Source organism: Fimbriimonadaceae bacterium, assembly GCA_019638775.1.
In the GTDB taxonomy this organism is placed as follows: Bacteria; Armatimonadota; Fimbriimonadia; order Fimbriimonadales; family Fimbriimonadaceae; genus JAHBTD01.
Genome location: JAHBTD010000024.1, coordinates 1 through 13,630, shown reverse-complemented (window position 1 = coordinate 13,630; position 13,630 = coordinate 1). Strand labels below are relative to the sequence as shown.

Annotated in this window: 11 protein-coding genes; 10 read left to right on the top strand and 1 reads right to left on the bottom strand. The window is 58.6% G+C overall.

All coding sequences use genetic code 11. The annotated features are described in order from the left end of the window. A partial coding sequence (locus KF784_18010; GenBank protein ID MBX3120957.1) for a hypothetical protein occupies window positions 1-1,231 on the bottom strand: 1,231 nt, incomplete at its 3' end. A gap of 143 nt (window positions 1,232-1,374) precedes the next feature. Between KF784_18010 and KF784_18005 the strand changes: the two genes are divergently transcribed. The 10 genes from KF784_18005 (at window position 1,375) to KF784_17960 (ending at window position 13,553) form a co-directional block, all read left to right on the top strand. Next, on the top strand, window positions 1,375-2,943 hold the full coding sequence (locus KF784_18005; protein MBX3120956.1) for a Gfo/Idh/MocA family oxidoreductase: 1,569 nt from the start codon (window positions 1,375-1,377) through the stop codon (window positions 2,941-2,943). Further along, on the top strand, window positions 2,937-4,346 hold the full coding sequence (locus KF784_18000; protein MBX3120955.1) for a hypothetical protein: 1,410 nt from the start codon (window positions 2,937-2,939) through the stop codon (window positions 4,344-4,346). Before KF784_18005 ends, KF784_18000 begins: the two co-directional genes overlap by 7 nt. Window positions 4,347-4,352: 6 nt before the next feature. Then, on the top strand, window positions 4,353-6,257 hold the full coding sequence (asnB, locus tag KF784_17995; protein ID MBX3120954.1) for an asparagine synthase (glutamine-hydrolyzing): 1,905 nt from the start codon (window positions 4,353-4,355) through the stop codon (window positions 6,255-6,257). Window positions 6,258-6,267: 10 nt separating this feature from the next. Beyond that, entirely contained in the window at window positions 6,268-7,473 is a 1,206-nt protein-coding gene (locus tag KF784_17990) for a hypothetical protein (protein MBX3120953.1), read from the top strand. After that, window positions 7,470-8,507, top strand: a complete 1,038-nt coding sequence (locus KF784_17985; protein ID MBX3120952.1) for a glycosyltransferase — start codon at window positions 7,470-7,472, stop codon at window positions 8,505-8,507. The genes KF784_17990 and KF784_17985 overlap by 4 nt, the downstream gene beginning before the upstream one ends. Window positions 8,508-8,572: 65 nt before the next feature. Next, window positions 8,573-9,988 carry a hypothetical protein gene (locus KF784_17980; GenBank protein MBX3120951.1) on the top strand — a complete coding sequence of 472 codons (1,416 nt, stop codon included), beginning with the start codon at window positions 8,573-8,575 and terminating at the stop codon, window positions 9,986-9,988. An 11-nt stretch (window positions 9,989-9,999) separates the two neighbouring features. Further along, the gene (locus tag KF784_17975) at window positions 10,000-11,046 is read left to right on the top strand and encodes a glycosyltransferase family 2 protein (protein MBX3120950.1); all 1,047 of its coding nucleotides are present in this window, start codon (window positions 10,000-10,002) and stop codon (window positions 11,044-11,046) included. After that, complete coding sequence (locus tag KF784_17970; GenBank protein MBX3120949.1) at window positions 11,043-11,801, top strand: class I SAM-dependent methyltransferase; 759 nt, start codon at window positions 11,043-11,045, stop codon at window positions 11,799-11,801. The genes KF784_17975 and KF784_17970 overlap by 4 nt, the downstream gene beginning before the upstream one ends. Beyond that, window positions 11,794-12,954: a DegT/DnrJ/EryC1/StrS family aminotransferase gene (locus tag KF784_17965; protein MBX3120948.1), complete on the top strand. Its 1,161-nt coding sequence runs from the start codon at window positions 11,794-11,796 to the stop codon at window positions 12,952-12,954. The genes KF784_17970 and KF784_17965 overlap by 8 nt, the downstream gene beginning before the upstream one ends. Beyond that, window positions 12,951-13,553: a sugar transferase gene (locus KF784_17960; GenBank protein ID MBX3120947.1), complete on the top strand. Its 603-nt coding sequence runs from the start codon at window positions 12,951-12,953 to the stop codon at window positions 13,551-13,553. The genes KF784_17965 and KF784_17960 overlap by 4 nt, the downstream gene beginning before the upstream one ends. Window positions 13,554-13,630: the final 77 nt, after the last annotated feature.

Sequence of the window (13,630 nt, the reverse complement as noted above, 5' to 3'; positions counted from 1 at the left end):
CATAGGTCAGGGTGTCGAGTTTGGCCGTGAATCGAGGCGCGGAATCTGGGGGCTCTGTGGCTGCCGGGTTGTCCTGCGCGGGGAACAAGTCTCTCATGAACCGACCATTTGCGGTATCCCAGTTCCAGTTGAAGACGAGATATTGCTGGTTCACCCATTTGGTCCCTTGTGGGATGAATTCATTGACCGCATTGCGCAGGCGCCTTGCTTGCACCCCGAACTCGATGGAGGCATTCTCCCCCAGCGCATACACTTTGGAGAGCCCCACTTCCATGAAATTCCCTGCAACGAATTCAGGATCGCCCTGTTGGCCAAGGAAGTTCACGCCGCGCCAGAATCCTATGCGCGGCCGCCAGCCTGCGATATCCAGCCAGGCTTGAACATCGTAGCCGCGTCCCTGGTCATAAGGGACGGCACGAGCCGCTTGATTGAAGCTGTTGAGATACGTCAAGCGGAGGCCAAGTTCATGCCACCATCGGAGGGAACTAAAGTACCGTGCCGGTTCGAAAACCAGTTCGGGGCCGAAGGCGGTTACCAGATTGTTGCCGGTAGTGAAGGAACGATCGAGTTTGAGAAGGGCTTGGCCGTGATGGACCCAGTGCGCCTGCCCATTGAAGCGGAAGAGGCCGGCTCGAAGTTGTCCCGCATACCCCACATCGTACCGATTAGTGGCGGAGCCGCGGAAGGCCTGCTCCCAGTTGATAAACAGGTCTTGTCGGTAATACTCTGAGTTCACCGTCACTTGCGCACCCTGTTCGATCGGTCGCACAAACCGGTTGGCATTGTCGAAGACCGCGTCGTGAAAGTCCCGGTGCGGGACCGCAAGGGTGCCGAGCAGCGCCGTGATTTCCTCAGTGGGGCGATATTGAAGGCGGATAATCGGCCGGACTTGCGACACCTCCGTGTCATGGCCGTACGGCATATTGGCGAACACTCCAAGGTCCAAGTCGACGGAGGATAGCAGGCGTTTCCGCACATACACGTTCAGCAGATTGCCCATCAGGGTCGTATCCCGGCCCAGACCATTCGTGAACGTGTTGTCCTCGAGCCCTTGTTTTTCAAGGTTCAGGAGGAAGGTTGTGGTTTCGACATGCAGGTCCAGCGCATGCGGGGCGGAGGCGGAATCCCCTGCGCTGTCCCCCGAGGCCGGGAGTGTGTCAAATAGCGCCAGGAGCGTCCAAACGACGATCAGTGGAAGCGCGCGCCATGTGAGGGGTGTGGGCTGAAGCACAATGGGAGCGGATCATAAGTGGGAGCGGTGTAAAACGTCAATGTTCGGGAGCTCTTCCGGGAAGGTTCTCATTGAATGCCGCCAGGCAGGATTCGCGTGAGTACAGGCGTGTGCAAGACCGGGCCGGCAGAGGGAATAGGGTCATGAGCCGAATTGCAGTGATCGGAGCGGGCTACTGGGGCAAGAACCTGATCCGGAATTTCGCCGAACTTCAGGCACTCGGAACTATTTGCGATACCGACGAGACGGTGCTTCCCTATTTCACGCAGCGCTATCCGGAATGTGTCACAACAGCGTCACCATCCGATGTGCTCGGCGACCGCACAATCGATGCGGTGGCAATCGCAACTCCCGCTGAAACCCACGGCCGATTGGTCAGGGAAGCGCTTCTGGCGGGGAAGGATGTATTCGTCGAGAAACCCCTCTGCCTCACCCTTGAAGGCGGCCGAGAATTGGTCGCGCTCGCGGCGGCTCAGGGGCGGGTGCTGATGGTGGGGCACCTGCTCTGGTATCACCCCGCGGTGCTCACGCTGAAGCAGCTGATCGCCCGAGGGGAACTGGGGCGCATCCAATATATCTACTCCAATAGATTGAACCTGGGGCGGGTGCGAAGAGAAGAAAATATCCTATGGTCGTTTGCGCCTCACGATCTGTCGGTGATTCTTGGGCTCCTCAATGAGATGCCGGAGACGGTCAATGCTCAGGGCGGCAACTACTTGCAGCAACGGATTGCCGATGTCACCGTCAGCCTGCTGTCCTTTCCCAGTGGTGTAAAGGCCCATGTCTTTGTTTCGTGGCTGCACCCGTACAAAGAACAGAAGTTAATCGTGGTAGGCAGTCAAAAGATGGCCGTCTTCGACGATATGGAGCCTGAACGGAAGCTGCTGCTCTATCCCCACGCCATCGGATGGAAAGATCAACTCCCTGTGCCCACGAAAATGGATGCTGAGGTTGTGCCCGTGGCTCACGAGGAACCGTTGCGGGCTGAATGTGCCCATTTCCTCGATTGCGTGAGGACACGGAGCACGCCCAGAACCGATGGGCGTGAAGCCCTGCGCGTATTGCAGGTGCTCCAGTTGTGCCAGCAATCGCTCGAAACCGGGCAGGTGATACGACGCCCGCTTGAGACCGGTTCGCCCAGGCTTCCCTATATTGCTCATGAATCAGCGTTTATCGACGAGGGGGCTGAGATCGGTGAGGGAACGCAAATCTGGCATGTGTCGCATGTCATGCGTGGGGCGAAAATCGGGAAGAATTGTCGTATCGGTCAGAATGTTGTGATCGGCCCGAACACGACCATCGGGGACGGGGTCAAGATCCAGAATAACGTGTCGGTGTATGAAGGGGTGACCCTGGAAGACGCAGTCTTTTGCGGACCATCAGTGGTGTTTACGAATGTCCTCAATCCGCGCAGTGAAGTGCCTCGCATGAACGAGCTCAGGCCGACCTTGATTAGGAATGGCGCGAGTCTGGGCGCGAATTGCACGGTGGTGTGCGGAGTGACCGTCGGCCGGTATGCGTTCGTCGGTGCCGGTGCCGTGGTCACGAGCGACGTCGACGCGCATGCGCTGGTCGTTGGAAATCCTGCCCGCCGTACAGGTTGGATGTGTCGGTGTGGCGAGCAACTCAAGGCTGCCCGAGGACCGCTCATATGTCATGTCTGCCGACGGCGCTATCGCAAAGGTCGGGATGGGCTGGCTGAAGAATGGTAAGCCCGCGGCAACTCGGTGTCGCTCCCCACGCGGCTCATGATCGCGACGACGGACCGGCCAAGAGCGGTCTACACGTCGGCCCAACTCTGTCCGCCGTCATTGTGCTGCAAATCGTGAGCGCCTTCGGCATCCAATGGTATACCGTTGCGCATCTGGGCGTCGGTGCCCAAGCCGATGCCCTCTATGCCGGAGGCACGTTGCCTCAGATTGCGACCGCGTTCCTCATGGAGCCGCTCGGATTCGTCTTAATCCCGTTCCTCTCGTCGAAGCCGGCGGCCGATCGGGACCGGGTCGGGTGGCCGCTGCTGTGCGCCATCGCGGCGGTCTCGTCGATAGTCGCTCTCCTGTTATTTCTCGTCGCACCGATCGTCGTCCCGTTTCTTGCGCCCGGACTGGCTGCGTCCACTGCTGCCCTCACGGTGGAATTGGCTCAGATTCAGGCGGTGGGCGTAATAGGGGCCGGTTGTGGAATCATGTTGATGTGCCTTTCCCAAGCCAAGGGTCGTTTTGTCTGGCCTGCCTTGACGGTTCTGATCTGTACCTGCGGCGGGTGGGGGCTGCTTGTGGTCGGGCTGGATCGATGGGGAGTTCGGCTGGCTGCCTGGGTACAAGTCGCGATCGTGACCGGTCCTGTGTTGCTGCAATTGCCGGTACTGGCCGGGATGGCGCAGGGGTCTCTCGCCGATATTCCGTTGCTCTCGAAGGATGTGTGGAGGCGGATGCGGCCGCTTGTCGCCGGTGCGGCGTATCACCGCACAGGGTTTGTCGTCGACCGGTTTTTTGCCTCGCTTCTCGCCCCTGGAAGCATTGCCGTTTTGGACCTGGTGCTTCGGGTACATTCGGCGATAGGACGAGTGCTCAATCATGGCGTGGTCGCTCCGATCGTTCCCCGCTTGGCTCGACTGGCGAGCGAAAAATCCTGGCGTTCGTTCAATGCGTTATGGCGCGAACGGGTGTGGTGGATGGGATGGTTGAGTGGAGGGGTGGTGCTTGTGCTTTTTCTCGGGGCGTTCGCCGTGCACCGCTTGGATCTGCTGAGTCCGCTGAGCCGCGACGGCATCTTGCAAGCCGGCGATCTGATAAGGATGTGGATCATCCTGATGAGTTGTTCCGGCGTCGTGCTGGTAGGCGGCATCAATCACATATTGGTGAACGCCTTTTATGCCCAGGGCGACATGACGACTCCCGCGAAGATCGAGGCGTTGACCTACACGGTGGGACTGATTTTGAAAGGGATTGGGGCCTGGCTTGCCGGTCTGATTGGAGTTGCGACCGCGATTAGTGCCTACTATGTCTTGAATAGTGTCGTGCTCGGAGCCGTGCTCAGGAGACGTGCCGTGGCACAGCTTCAGGAACAGCCTACGATCCAGGCTAATCCACTCATGCCGGGAGAACTCCGTTAGGTTGCTATGTGTGGAATCTGTGGTGTTGTCAGGCCGGCAGTCGATCATGCCCTTTCGGAAACGATCGGCCGAATGGCTCACGCCCTGCACCATCGGGGGCCGGATGGGTCGGGAACGTGGGTTGATTCAACGGGAACAGTCGGGCTGGGACACGCGCGCCTGGCCGTGATCGATCCGGCCGGAGGACGGCAACCCATGAGTTCGGCCGACGAGCGCTACGTCATGGTCTATAACGGTGAAATGTATAATTTCCACAGTCTGCGGGAGGAGCTTGAACAGGTCGGAAAAAGGTTTCGCACGCAGTCCGATACGGAAGTGCTCCTCGAAGCGTACGGCTATTGGGGGGCCACCTGCCTGTCGAAGTTCCATGGCATGTTTGCCTTGGCGGTGTATGACAGGCTGGAGAACGAGCTGTTTCTCGCGAGAGACAGAACCGGAATCAAGCCCTTGTACTATGCCACGCTCGACGGGGCATTCTGCTTTGCATCGGAGATCAAAGCGCTCCACCAGCTGAGCGCCCGGTCGCTTACGTTGAATTATGCCTCCCTCGTCGATTTTCTCCTGCTCAGCTATACCGTTCCGCCACGCACGTTCTTCTCGGAAATCCATGAAGTCGAGCCCGGGTCGTGGTTGCGTGTCACGAGGCGGGGGATTGAGCGTGGGACATACTGGACGTGGAAGCGGGAGCCGGCCGATTGGAACGAACCGGTGTCTCTTGAAGCCGGCCGCCGCGCCATTTTGGAAAGCTTGAGTGAACAGCTCGTCGCAGACGTGCCGATCGGGGCGTTTTTAAGCGGAGGCATCGATTCGTCCCTTCTCCTCGCGATGCTCGTCAACGATCTTGGGCGAAAGGTTCCATCGTTCACCGTTGCGTTCGGTGAGACCTCCTATGATGAATCCCCCTATGCGGCCATGGTGGCCCGGCATTTGGGAACAGATCATCATGAGATCCGTGTGCCGGTCGGACAGGGACATCTTGCGCTGATCGACGAGGTGCTTTCGCAATTCGATCAACCATTCGGGGACTCATCCGCCGTTCCCTCCTACGTGATGTGTCGAGCCGTCAGACCGTTTGTCAAAGTGGTGATAGGAGGGGACGGTGGCGACGAGATGTTCGGGGGGTATCCCCGCTATGGTTACGCGGATTTCGCCAGGACATTGGGCCGGGCGCCCGCCTGGGCTCTTCGGGCAATGCTCCGCTTCTCCCGCGCGGTTTCGCGGGTCTCGCCCTCCGAGCGGGTCCGACAAGTTCAGAGATTGTTACGGGCTGCGGAGGCGTCCGGCAACGAGCGACTTCTGGCCTTGTCCTGTTATCTGTTCCCCGAAGAATTGCAGGACATGCTGACTCCTTCCGCAAGGCAGAAAACCACTGATTGTGTTCCGATACTCTTGGGAGCCGGAGACCGCTCAAGGGAGGTTGGTGGCGCGGCTTTCATCGATGCCACGATGAGCACGGCCTTGCCAGGCGACTATTTGAGAAAGGTCGACATGATGAGCAGCGCCCATGGCCTGGAAGTCCGCATTCCATTCCTGGGAGAATCGGTGTTGGCCTGTTCGGCTCGGATCCCGGAGCGCTGGAAGTACTCGGTCGGGGAGAACAAGCGGCTCCTCCGGAAACTTGCCGAACGCTATTTGCCGCCGGCGATCTGCCGCAGGCCCAAAGCGGGGTTCGGCTTTCCGTTCGATGCCTGGCTGGGGGACCAGGGGCGCCGCGAGCTCCATCAGCAACTGTGTTCACCGACGGCACGCGTCAGAGATATTGTATCTGCCGGTTACCTTGAGCGATTGCTCCGGTGCTTTGTCGAACAACGTTGGGACGACCTTCGGATCAGCAGATACAACTTGTATCAACGGGTCTATTGCCTCTGGGCCCTGGAGCGATGGCTGCAACGGTGGAGCCCGAATCTGTGAGTGGCGTTCATTGGCATTCAGTCTCAGCGGAACAGACGAAAAGGCTGCGAACGAGATGACTCCGGGCTCGCATCGTGCGTCACTGTCCGTCAGGGTGGTGACCGTAGTGTTGTCCCTGTTGGCCTGCGGCACCTTCCTGGAAATCGGCCTGAGACTGCTGCCGGTCAGCGAAGGGTTCCGTGCGCTGGCTGTGAACGATGCGAACCCGATTTATCGCTATGCACCGAACCGCACGGCCGTCTGGTCCAAAGGATGGAACTTCTCCATTACGAATCGTGTGCGAACCAACAATCTGGGGTTCATTTCCGAGGTGGACTACGATCCGACACACGCCACGCCGTTGCTGGCGATCGTCGGAGACAGCTATATCGAAGCGGCCATGGTTCCGTCCGATCACACGGCGGCGGCGCTCTTGAGGCGTGACATCGGAGCGAGAGGGTCTGTGTATAGTTTTGGCGCATCCGGGTCGGCGCTGAGTCAATACTTGGCCTATGCGAACTATGTCAAAGACGTCTTTCGACCCGAGGGCCTCGTGGTGACCGTGGTCGGGAACGATTTTGATGAAAGCCTGCTGCGATACAAGCAGGTGCCGGGGTTTCACTATTTTTCGCAGAATGGGACCGCCGAGATGCAGCTCATCCGGCTCGACCGCGACATCCCGCTGTGGAGGGATTATGTTGCGGCCTCTTCCTTGGCGATGTACGTCGTGGCAAATTTGGAGGTCGCGGGCCTGCTGGATCGGAGTCTGACGCGGGTGAAGAGTTGGTTCAGTGCAGACCTCAAACCGAGCATGTACGTGGGAAATACCCTCGAGCATGCTGAACCAGCGCGGATCGCCGATTCGAAAACCGCAGTCGATGCCTTTCTGAGCCAACTGCCGGATCGGGCGGGGCTGCCTGCGTCGAACATTCTCCTTGTCGTCGATGCTCCCAGGCCTGAGTTGTATGAGCCTGTTCGTCGCGCCGCAGCCACGCGCAGTTATTTTGGGCTTATGCGCGCGTATGTGATGGACCGGGCCGTCGAGAAAGGCTTCGAGGTCGTGGATATGGAACGGGAGTTTCTGGAGGACTATTCCAGGTCCGGCCGGCGTTTCGAGCATCCTGACGATCATCATTGGAACAGCGTCGGACATGAGGTATTCGCTCAAGCCGTGAGGAAGTCGGCGGTCTATAAATCGGTGTTCGGAGGAGCTCGGCAGGAGGTGGGTCCGAAATGAGCGGTATTGTCCCGGCCGTCTCCATGGCGTGCCCGCCGGAACGAGGGCGTTCCAGCCAGGCGCTTCGTGTGTGTCATGTACTTCCCGGCCCCGCAGATTCGTCCAATATGATTTTCGCCAAGAATCAGATCCTGGCGCTATCCGAGGCCGGGGTGGAGTGTCGCTCGGTGTTTCTGCAATCACGGACGTCGCCTGTCGTAATCGTTCGAGAGGTCGCACGGCTGCGGAGAGAGTTGGCGCAGTTTCGTCCGGATCTCATTCATGCGCACTACGGAACCGTGACGGCAGCGGTGTGCGCGCTTGTATCGCGGTTTCCGTTGGTGATCACGTACCGAGGCAGTGATCTCAATCGTGGACCCGGGCTGTTTTCGCTTCGCTCTGGAGTCGGGATATTGTTGTCGCAATGTGCCGCACTGCGTGCGAGCCGAATGATGTGTGTCAGCACGCAACTAAAAAATCGCTTATGGTGGAGAAAAAGATTCGTGGCCGTTGTTCCGAGCGGCGTTGATCTGCAGCGCTTCAGGCCGATGGCGAAAGTCGCTGCGCGTCTACGCATGGGTTGGAGTCCGGAGGAGAAGGTTGTCGTATTTAATGCAGGATTCGACGCGATACGGAAGCGATTGGACCTAGCCGAGGCTGCCATACGGATGGCTCGTCAATGGTGCGGTGACATCCGATTTGAGGTCCTGGACGGTTCTGAAACGCAGGAACGGATGCCGTTCTATCTCAATGCAGCCGATTGTCTTCTCATGACCAGCGATAGGGAGGGGTCTCCGAACATGGTGAAGGAGGCCATCGCCTGTAATCTTCCAGTCGTCTCAGTCGATGTCGGCGATGTCAAAGAGCGGCTGGCAAACGTTCGACCGTCGAGGATTGTCGGTCGAGATCCGGTCGAGATCGGAAGGGCCTTGGCCGACGTGTTGCAGCGGCCCGAGCGGTCCAATGGGTACGAGGTCATTCAAGACGTCTCTTCCGAGAATGTCGCTGAACGTGTCATGGCAGTGTATCGGGAAGCCGTTCGCAACATGTGCTGAAATATGTGAGGCGACCGGGTATGCTTTTTCAGTGACCCGACTGCTGGGGGAGCGAGATAGGCAACGTGGATTTTTACCTGCTTCTAACGAGCGTCACAACCGTGATTCTGCTTCTCGCCTGGCTTGTCTGGAGCAGAACCCGCCATCTCTCATTCCCTCTCGGCATCGGCCTTATCTATTACTGGTCCTTGTTCGGAGCCTGGTCCGTCGTGCAAGACCGGCTCGGTGGCGAGAGTGGGAAACGGTACGACTATTTGGAAGCGAAATTGTTTCCGATCATACTCGATGAGCACTACTTGACGACATTGCTGCTTTATGGGGCGTTCATCATTCTGATCGAGATCGCGCTGCTCGTGTTTTTGAAGCCCGGGCCTCTCCCGGATGAAACCGGGTCGGCCCCGATCGATGTGTCCCATGAAGTGTTGCTTTGTCTGGCGGTGCTGTGCGGGATTGGCAGTTACGCACTCATCCGCGAGCCGTTGGAAATGGCTAACAACATGAATCTGTCCACCTACATGGTGACGCGAGGAGGATTGGGAGAGATCCCCCCCTATTTCACCATCCATCAGTTGTTGAGTCGCGGAGCGATGCTGTCAACCGCCATCGGGTTGAGCATTTTCAGCAGCGGCAGCGAGGCTCGTTTGTTCGTCGGCTCAGGCGGATGGGTCGTACGGGCCGGATATCTGGCTGTTGCGACCGGCCTCTTCTGGTTCGCGCTCATCTTGGGAAACAAGAATGAATTGCTGTTCGTCGGCATCGGAGGCGGCCTCCTGTACCTCGCCAATGCGCGGCGACCTCGATTGGTCGTGGTGGCGCTCACCGGTGCGGTCGGCTTAGTCGGGTTATGGCTCGTCGACACGTTGCGCGGCTTGCCGCTGGCGGCAGTCGCGGGAGGCCTACAGGATCTCGAGCCAGCCCGGTGGCTGGACGCCGCACAGTTTGTCACATCGAGTAATGAAGCCTTCTCGGCTCATTTTTCCTTGTACGGGGCTCTGGCTCTCAACGTGCCGCTGACCTATGGAGAGAGTGTGCTCAGCATGCTCGCCTCGGTGATTCCACGGTTTGCATGGCCGAACCGACCGCCGGATATTTATCTGCACTATGCCGATAGCATCGGGGCCGCTGAAGGGCAGGGTTTTACTATTCACCACGCGACAGGGTGGTATCTCAACTTCGGCGTGCTTGGAATTCTGATCGGAGCGCTGCTTTGGGGGTGGGTGTGGGCCAGATGTTCTGTCGATGCTCATCCTGTCGTCCCACACCGATCGCGTTTTTGGATATTGTGGGGACGCGTGCTGCCCTGGATGTTCGTGGCCAGTATCCCCATGCTGATCAGGGCTGGATTGGAAGGGTACAAAGCGCTTCTCGTCGAAGCCTTCTTGCTCCCCACGGTCATTCTGCTCCTGGCGTCGACCGACGGAACATTCTGCCGTGTGCTTCGTCTGAATCCCGACCGCCGGACGCCTCTTCTTGCGGAGTGAAAGAGTCGCGGATGAATGATGCATCGCAACCTGCCGTGACCGTCCTGGTTCCGTGCCGCAATGAGGAGAGGTTCATCGGCGCGTGTCTCGACTCGATCCTCAACAATGACTATCCAAAGCACCGCCTCGAGATCCTAGTCATCGACGGCATGAGCCAGGATGAGACGCGAACGATTGTCTCTCGTTACGCCACGCGACATCCGTTGATCAGGCTGGTGGACAATACTCAGTTGATCACCCCCTGTGCATTTAATGTCGGAATTGCGGAATCGCGCGGGGATATCATCCTCATCATGGGGGCCCATGCGGAGTATTCCGCGACCTACATTTCAAGACTGGTTGATTGGCTCACGCAGAGCGGAGCGGACAATGTCGGCGGCGTGTGCATGACCGTGCCCGCGAATGACAGTCCCGTGGCGCGCGCGATTGCCTGGGGTCTTTCGCACCCGTTCGGTGTGGGCACGTCGTATTTCCGGATCGGGACCTCCACGCCGCGATGGGTCGATACGGTATTCGGAGGCTGTTACCGGAGAGCCGTATTTGCACGAATCGGGTTGTTCGATGAGCAACTCATCAGAAATCAGGACGATGAATTCAATCACCGATTGATCGCTCGCGGGGGGCGGATTTTGTTGGTCCCGGACGTGGTCTCCTACTATTATCCCCGGTCGTCGCTCGCGCAGCTCTGGAGAATGTTTTATCAGTACGGGTACTTCAAACCGCTGGTCGCCTTGAAGCTCGGCAGGATCGGCACCGGACGGCAAGTGGTTCCTATGGTGTGCCTGGGGTTGCTCGTCGGCCTCTCCGTCGCCTCGATCGCTTCCCCCGTCGCCAGATTCATGCTCATGCTGCTCGTCGCCCTGTACCTGTCGGCAGATTTTGCCGTCTCGTTTGCGGTAGGATTGTCGAGCGGTCTTCGTTGCGCCGGCTGGCTGATGCTGGTGTTTCCGACCCTCCATGTCAGTTACGGCATGGGCTATATGCGCGGGATATTCGATTTTGTGATCCGTCGGAAGCGGCCCGACATCGCCACGAACGCGATCCCACTGTCCAGATGATGCCTGTGGAACTCTCACGGAAGAAATGTACGACCGATGCCGCGGATCTCGAACGGGAAGCGGCTCGGATTCGTGACGCCTATGCGCGCCGTACGACCGGTTCGTGTGCCGGACTGTATTCCTTCTTCAATCGCGGCAACCTGTTCATGCTTCAGGAGCGGGAGCGCCGTGTCCTGTCCGTCCTGGAACATGCCGGTTGGTCGTCGCTTCAGGCCGTTCGCATTCTTGACGTGGGGTGTGGCGCAGGGTTCTGGATTCGAGATCTCATTCGTTGGGGTGCCGATCCACGACACATCACCGGCGTGGACCTTCTGGAACAACGTGTTGAGGAAGCCCGATGCCTGAGTCCGGAGGGGGTGACCATCCATTGTCGGAACGCGGCCGCACTCGAGTTTTCCGATGAAAGCTTCGACCTCATCATCCAGTCCACGGTGTTTACGTCCATTCTGAACCGGGACGTACAACAACGGCTTGCCCGTGAAATGGTGCGAGTACTGAGGCCGAATGGGTTGATCCTGTGGTATGACTTTCACATGAATAATCCCCGCAATCCCGATGTTCGCGGGGTCACGGCGCGCGAGATCCACCGGCTGTTTGGGGACTGTACCATCGAGCTGAGCCGCATAACTCTCGCCCCACCGGTCACGCGGATGCTGGCACCGCTTTCCTGGTTTGCCTGTCAGCTTTTGAGCGCAGTGCCGTGGCTATGCACCCATTATCTCGGAACCATTCGAAAGTCAGTGCGCTATGAGTGAACACGCGGTCCCGTTTCATCTTCCGGAGATCGGCGAAGAGGAAATTCGCGCGGTCACTGAGACGCTGCGCTCCGGCTGGTTGACGACGGGGCAGCGGACGAAGCAATTCGAGCAGGAGTTTGCACAAGCCGTGCACGCAACTCATGCGGTGGCCACGAATTCCGGCACGGCTGCGCTGCACCTGGCCCTGGAAGCGGTCGGAGTCAAAGAAGGCGATGAAGTCATTCTGCCGACCATGACGTTTGCCGCCACGGCTGAAGTGGTGTCGTATCTCAGGGCAAAACCGGTTCTGGTGGACAGTGAACCTGACACCTTGAACCTCGATCCCGACGCGGTGAGGCAGGCAATTACCTCGCGGACCAAAGTGATCATGCCCGTTCATTTTGCCGGGCATCCCTGCTCGATGGATCGGCTGTTGTCACTGGCGACGGAGTACGAGTTGAAGGTGGTCGAAGATGCCGCGCATGCGCTGCCGGCGGCAGATCACGGACGGATGGTCGGCGCGATCGGTGACATCACCTGCTTCTCTTTCTACGCGACCAAGTCCATTACGACCGGGGAAGGCGGGATGGCCACCACCCACCATGCCCACTATGCCGAGCGCATGCGGAGCATGAGTCTGCATGGGATTACGAAGGATGCGTGGAGCCGCTACGCGGGGACCGGATCCTGGTATTACGAGATTCGCGAGCCTGGATTCAAATACAACCTGACCGATATCGCGGCGTCGATCGGCATCGAACAGCTCAGGAAATCTCGCCGGTTCTGGACGGCGCGCGCTCGAATCGCCGCGGCCTATCACGATGCGTTCAACGAACTGCCGGAGATTCAGCGACCTCTGTGCCGTCCCGGCTATGAACATGCCTGGCATTTGTATGTGATTCAATTGAATCCCGAACGTCTTCGTATTACCCGGGACGATTTTATCGAAGCCTTGAAGAAGGAACAGATCGGAACGTCCGTACATTTTATGCCCCTGCACATGCATCCGTACTACCGGGAGCGGTACGGATACCATCGCGATGATTTCCCGCATGCCTGCGCAGCTTTCGAACGCAGCATCTCTCTGCCGATTTACTCGCGTATGAGCGAGGCCGATATCCGGCATGTCATCGATGTCGTTCGATCACTGATTACGCAGTATCGGCGGTGATCAAGCGGTTGGTCGATATCGCGGGCGCGAGTCTCGGCCTGTTGCTGTTTAGTCCGCTCTTTCTGATCCTCGCCGCGCTGGTCAAACTCGACTCCTCCGGCCCGGTGTTGTTCCGGCAGGAGCGGATCGGTCGGGGATTCACCCCGTTCCTCATCTATAAATTCAGAACCATGGCGGCCGATCGAGCGAACGAGGGGTTGTGCATCACCAGTCGTAATGATGCACGCATCACCCGCGTCGGGCGATGGTTGCGTGCGACGAAGCTTGACGAGCTCCCGCAACTCCTCAATGTGCTGATCGGAGATATGAGTCTGGTGGGCCCTCGGCCGGAGGTTCGGCACTACGTCGAACTCTTTCGATCCGAGTATGAACAGCTGCTCTCGATTCGGCCCGGCATGACCGACCTGGCGTCACTGAAGTATCAAGATGAAGGGGATGTGCTGGCTCAGGTTGAAGACCCCGAAGCCGAATATGTGACCCGTATTTTGCCGGACAAGATTGAACTGGGGAACCTGTATCTCCGACGAGCCTCTCTACTCTTCGACCTCTCCCTTATCCTGAAAACAGTGCTGAGGCTCGTCCGGCCAGCCAAGAAGTAATTCTCCTGCGATCCTCGGCGTCTGAATTCCCTCCGAGGGCCCCTGCCGGCAGTTCGCCTCCGCATGCCTGGGATTTA

Bases quoted from the DNA above. Each gene is read 5' to 3' on its own strand.
- KF784_18005 (MBX3120956.1), top strand. From the start codon at position 1,375: ATGAGCCGAATTGCAGTGATCGGAGCGGGCTACTGGGGCAAGAACCTG.
- KF784_18000 (MBX3120955.1), top strand. From the start codon at position 2,937: ATGGTAAGCCCGCGGCAACTCGGTGTCGCTCCCCACGCGGCTCATGAT.
- asnB (MBX3120954.1), top strand. From the start codon at position 4,353: ATGTGTGGAATCTGTGGTGTTGTCAGGCCGGCAGTCGATCATGCCCTT.
- KF784_17985 (MBX3120952.1), top strand. From the start codon at position 7,470: ATGAGCGGTATTGTCCCGGCCGTCTCCATGGCGTGCCCGCCGGAACGA.
- KF784_17975 (MBX3120950.1), top strand. From the start codon at position 10,000: ATGAATGATGCATCGCAACCTGCCGTGACCGTCCTGGTTCCGTGCCGC.
- KF784_17970 (MBX3120949.1), top strand. From the start codon at position 11,043: ATGATGCCTGTGGAACTCTCACGGAAGAAATGTACGACCGATGCCGCG.
- KF784_17965 (MBX3120948.1), top strand. From the start codon at position 11,794: ATGAGTGAACACGCGGTCCCGTTTCATCTTCCGGAGATCGGCGAAGAG.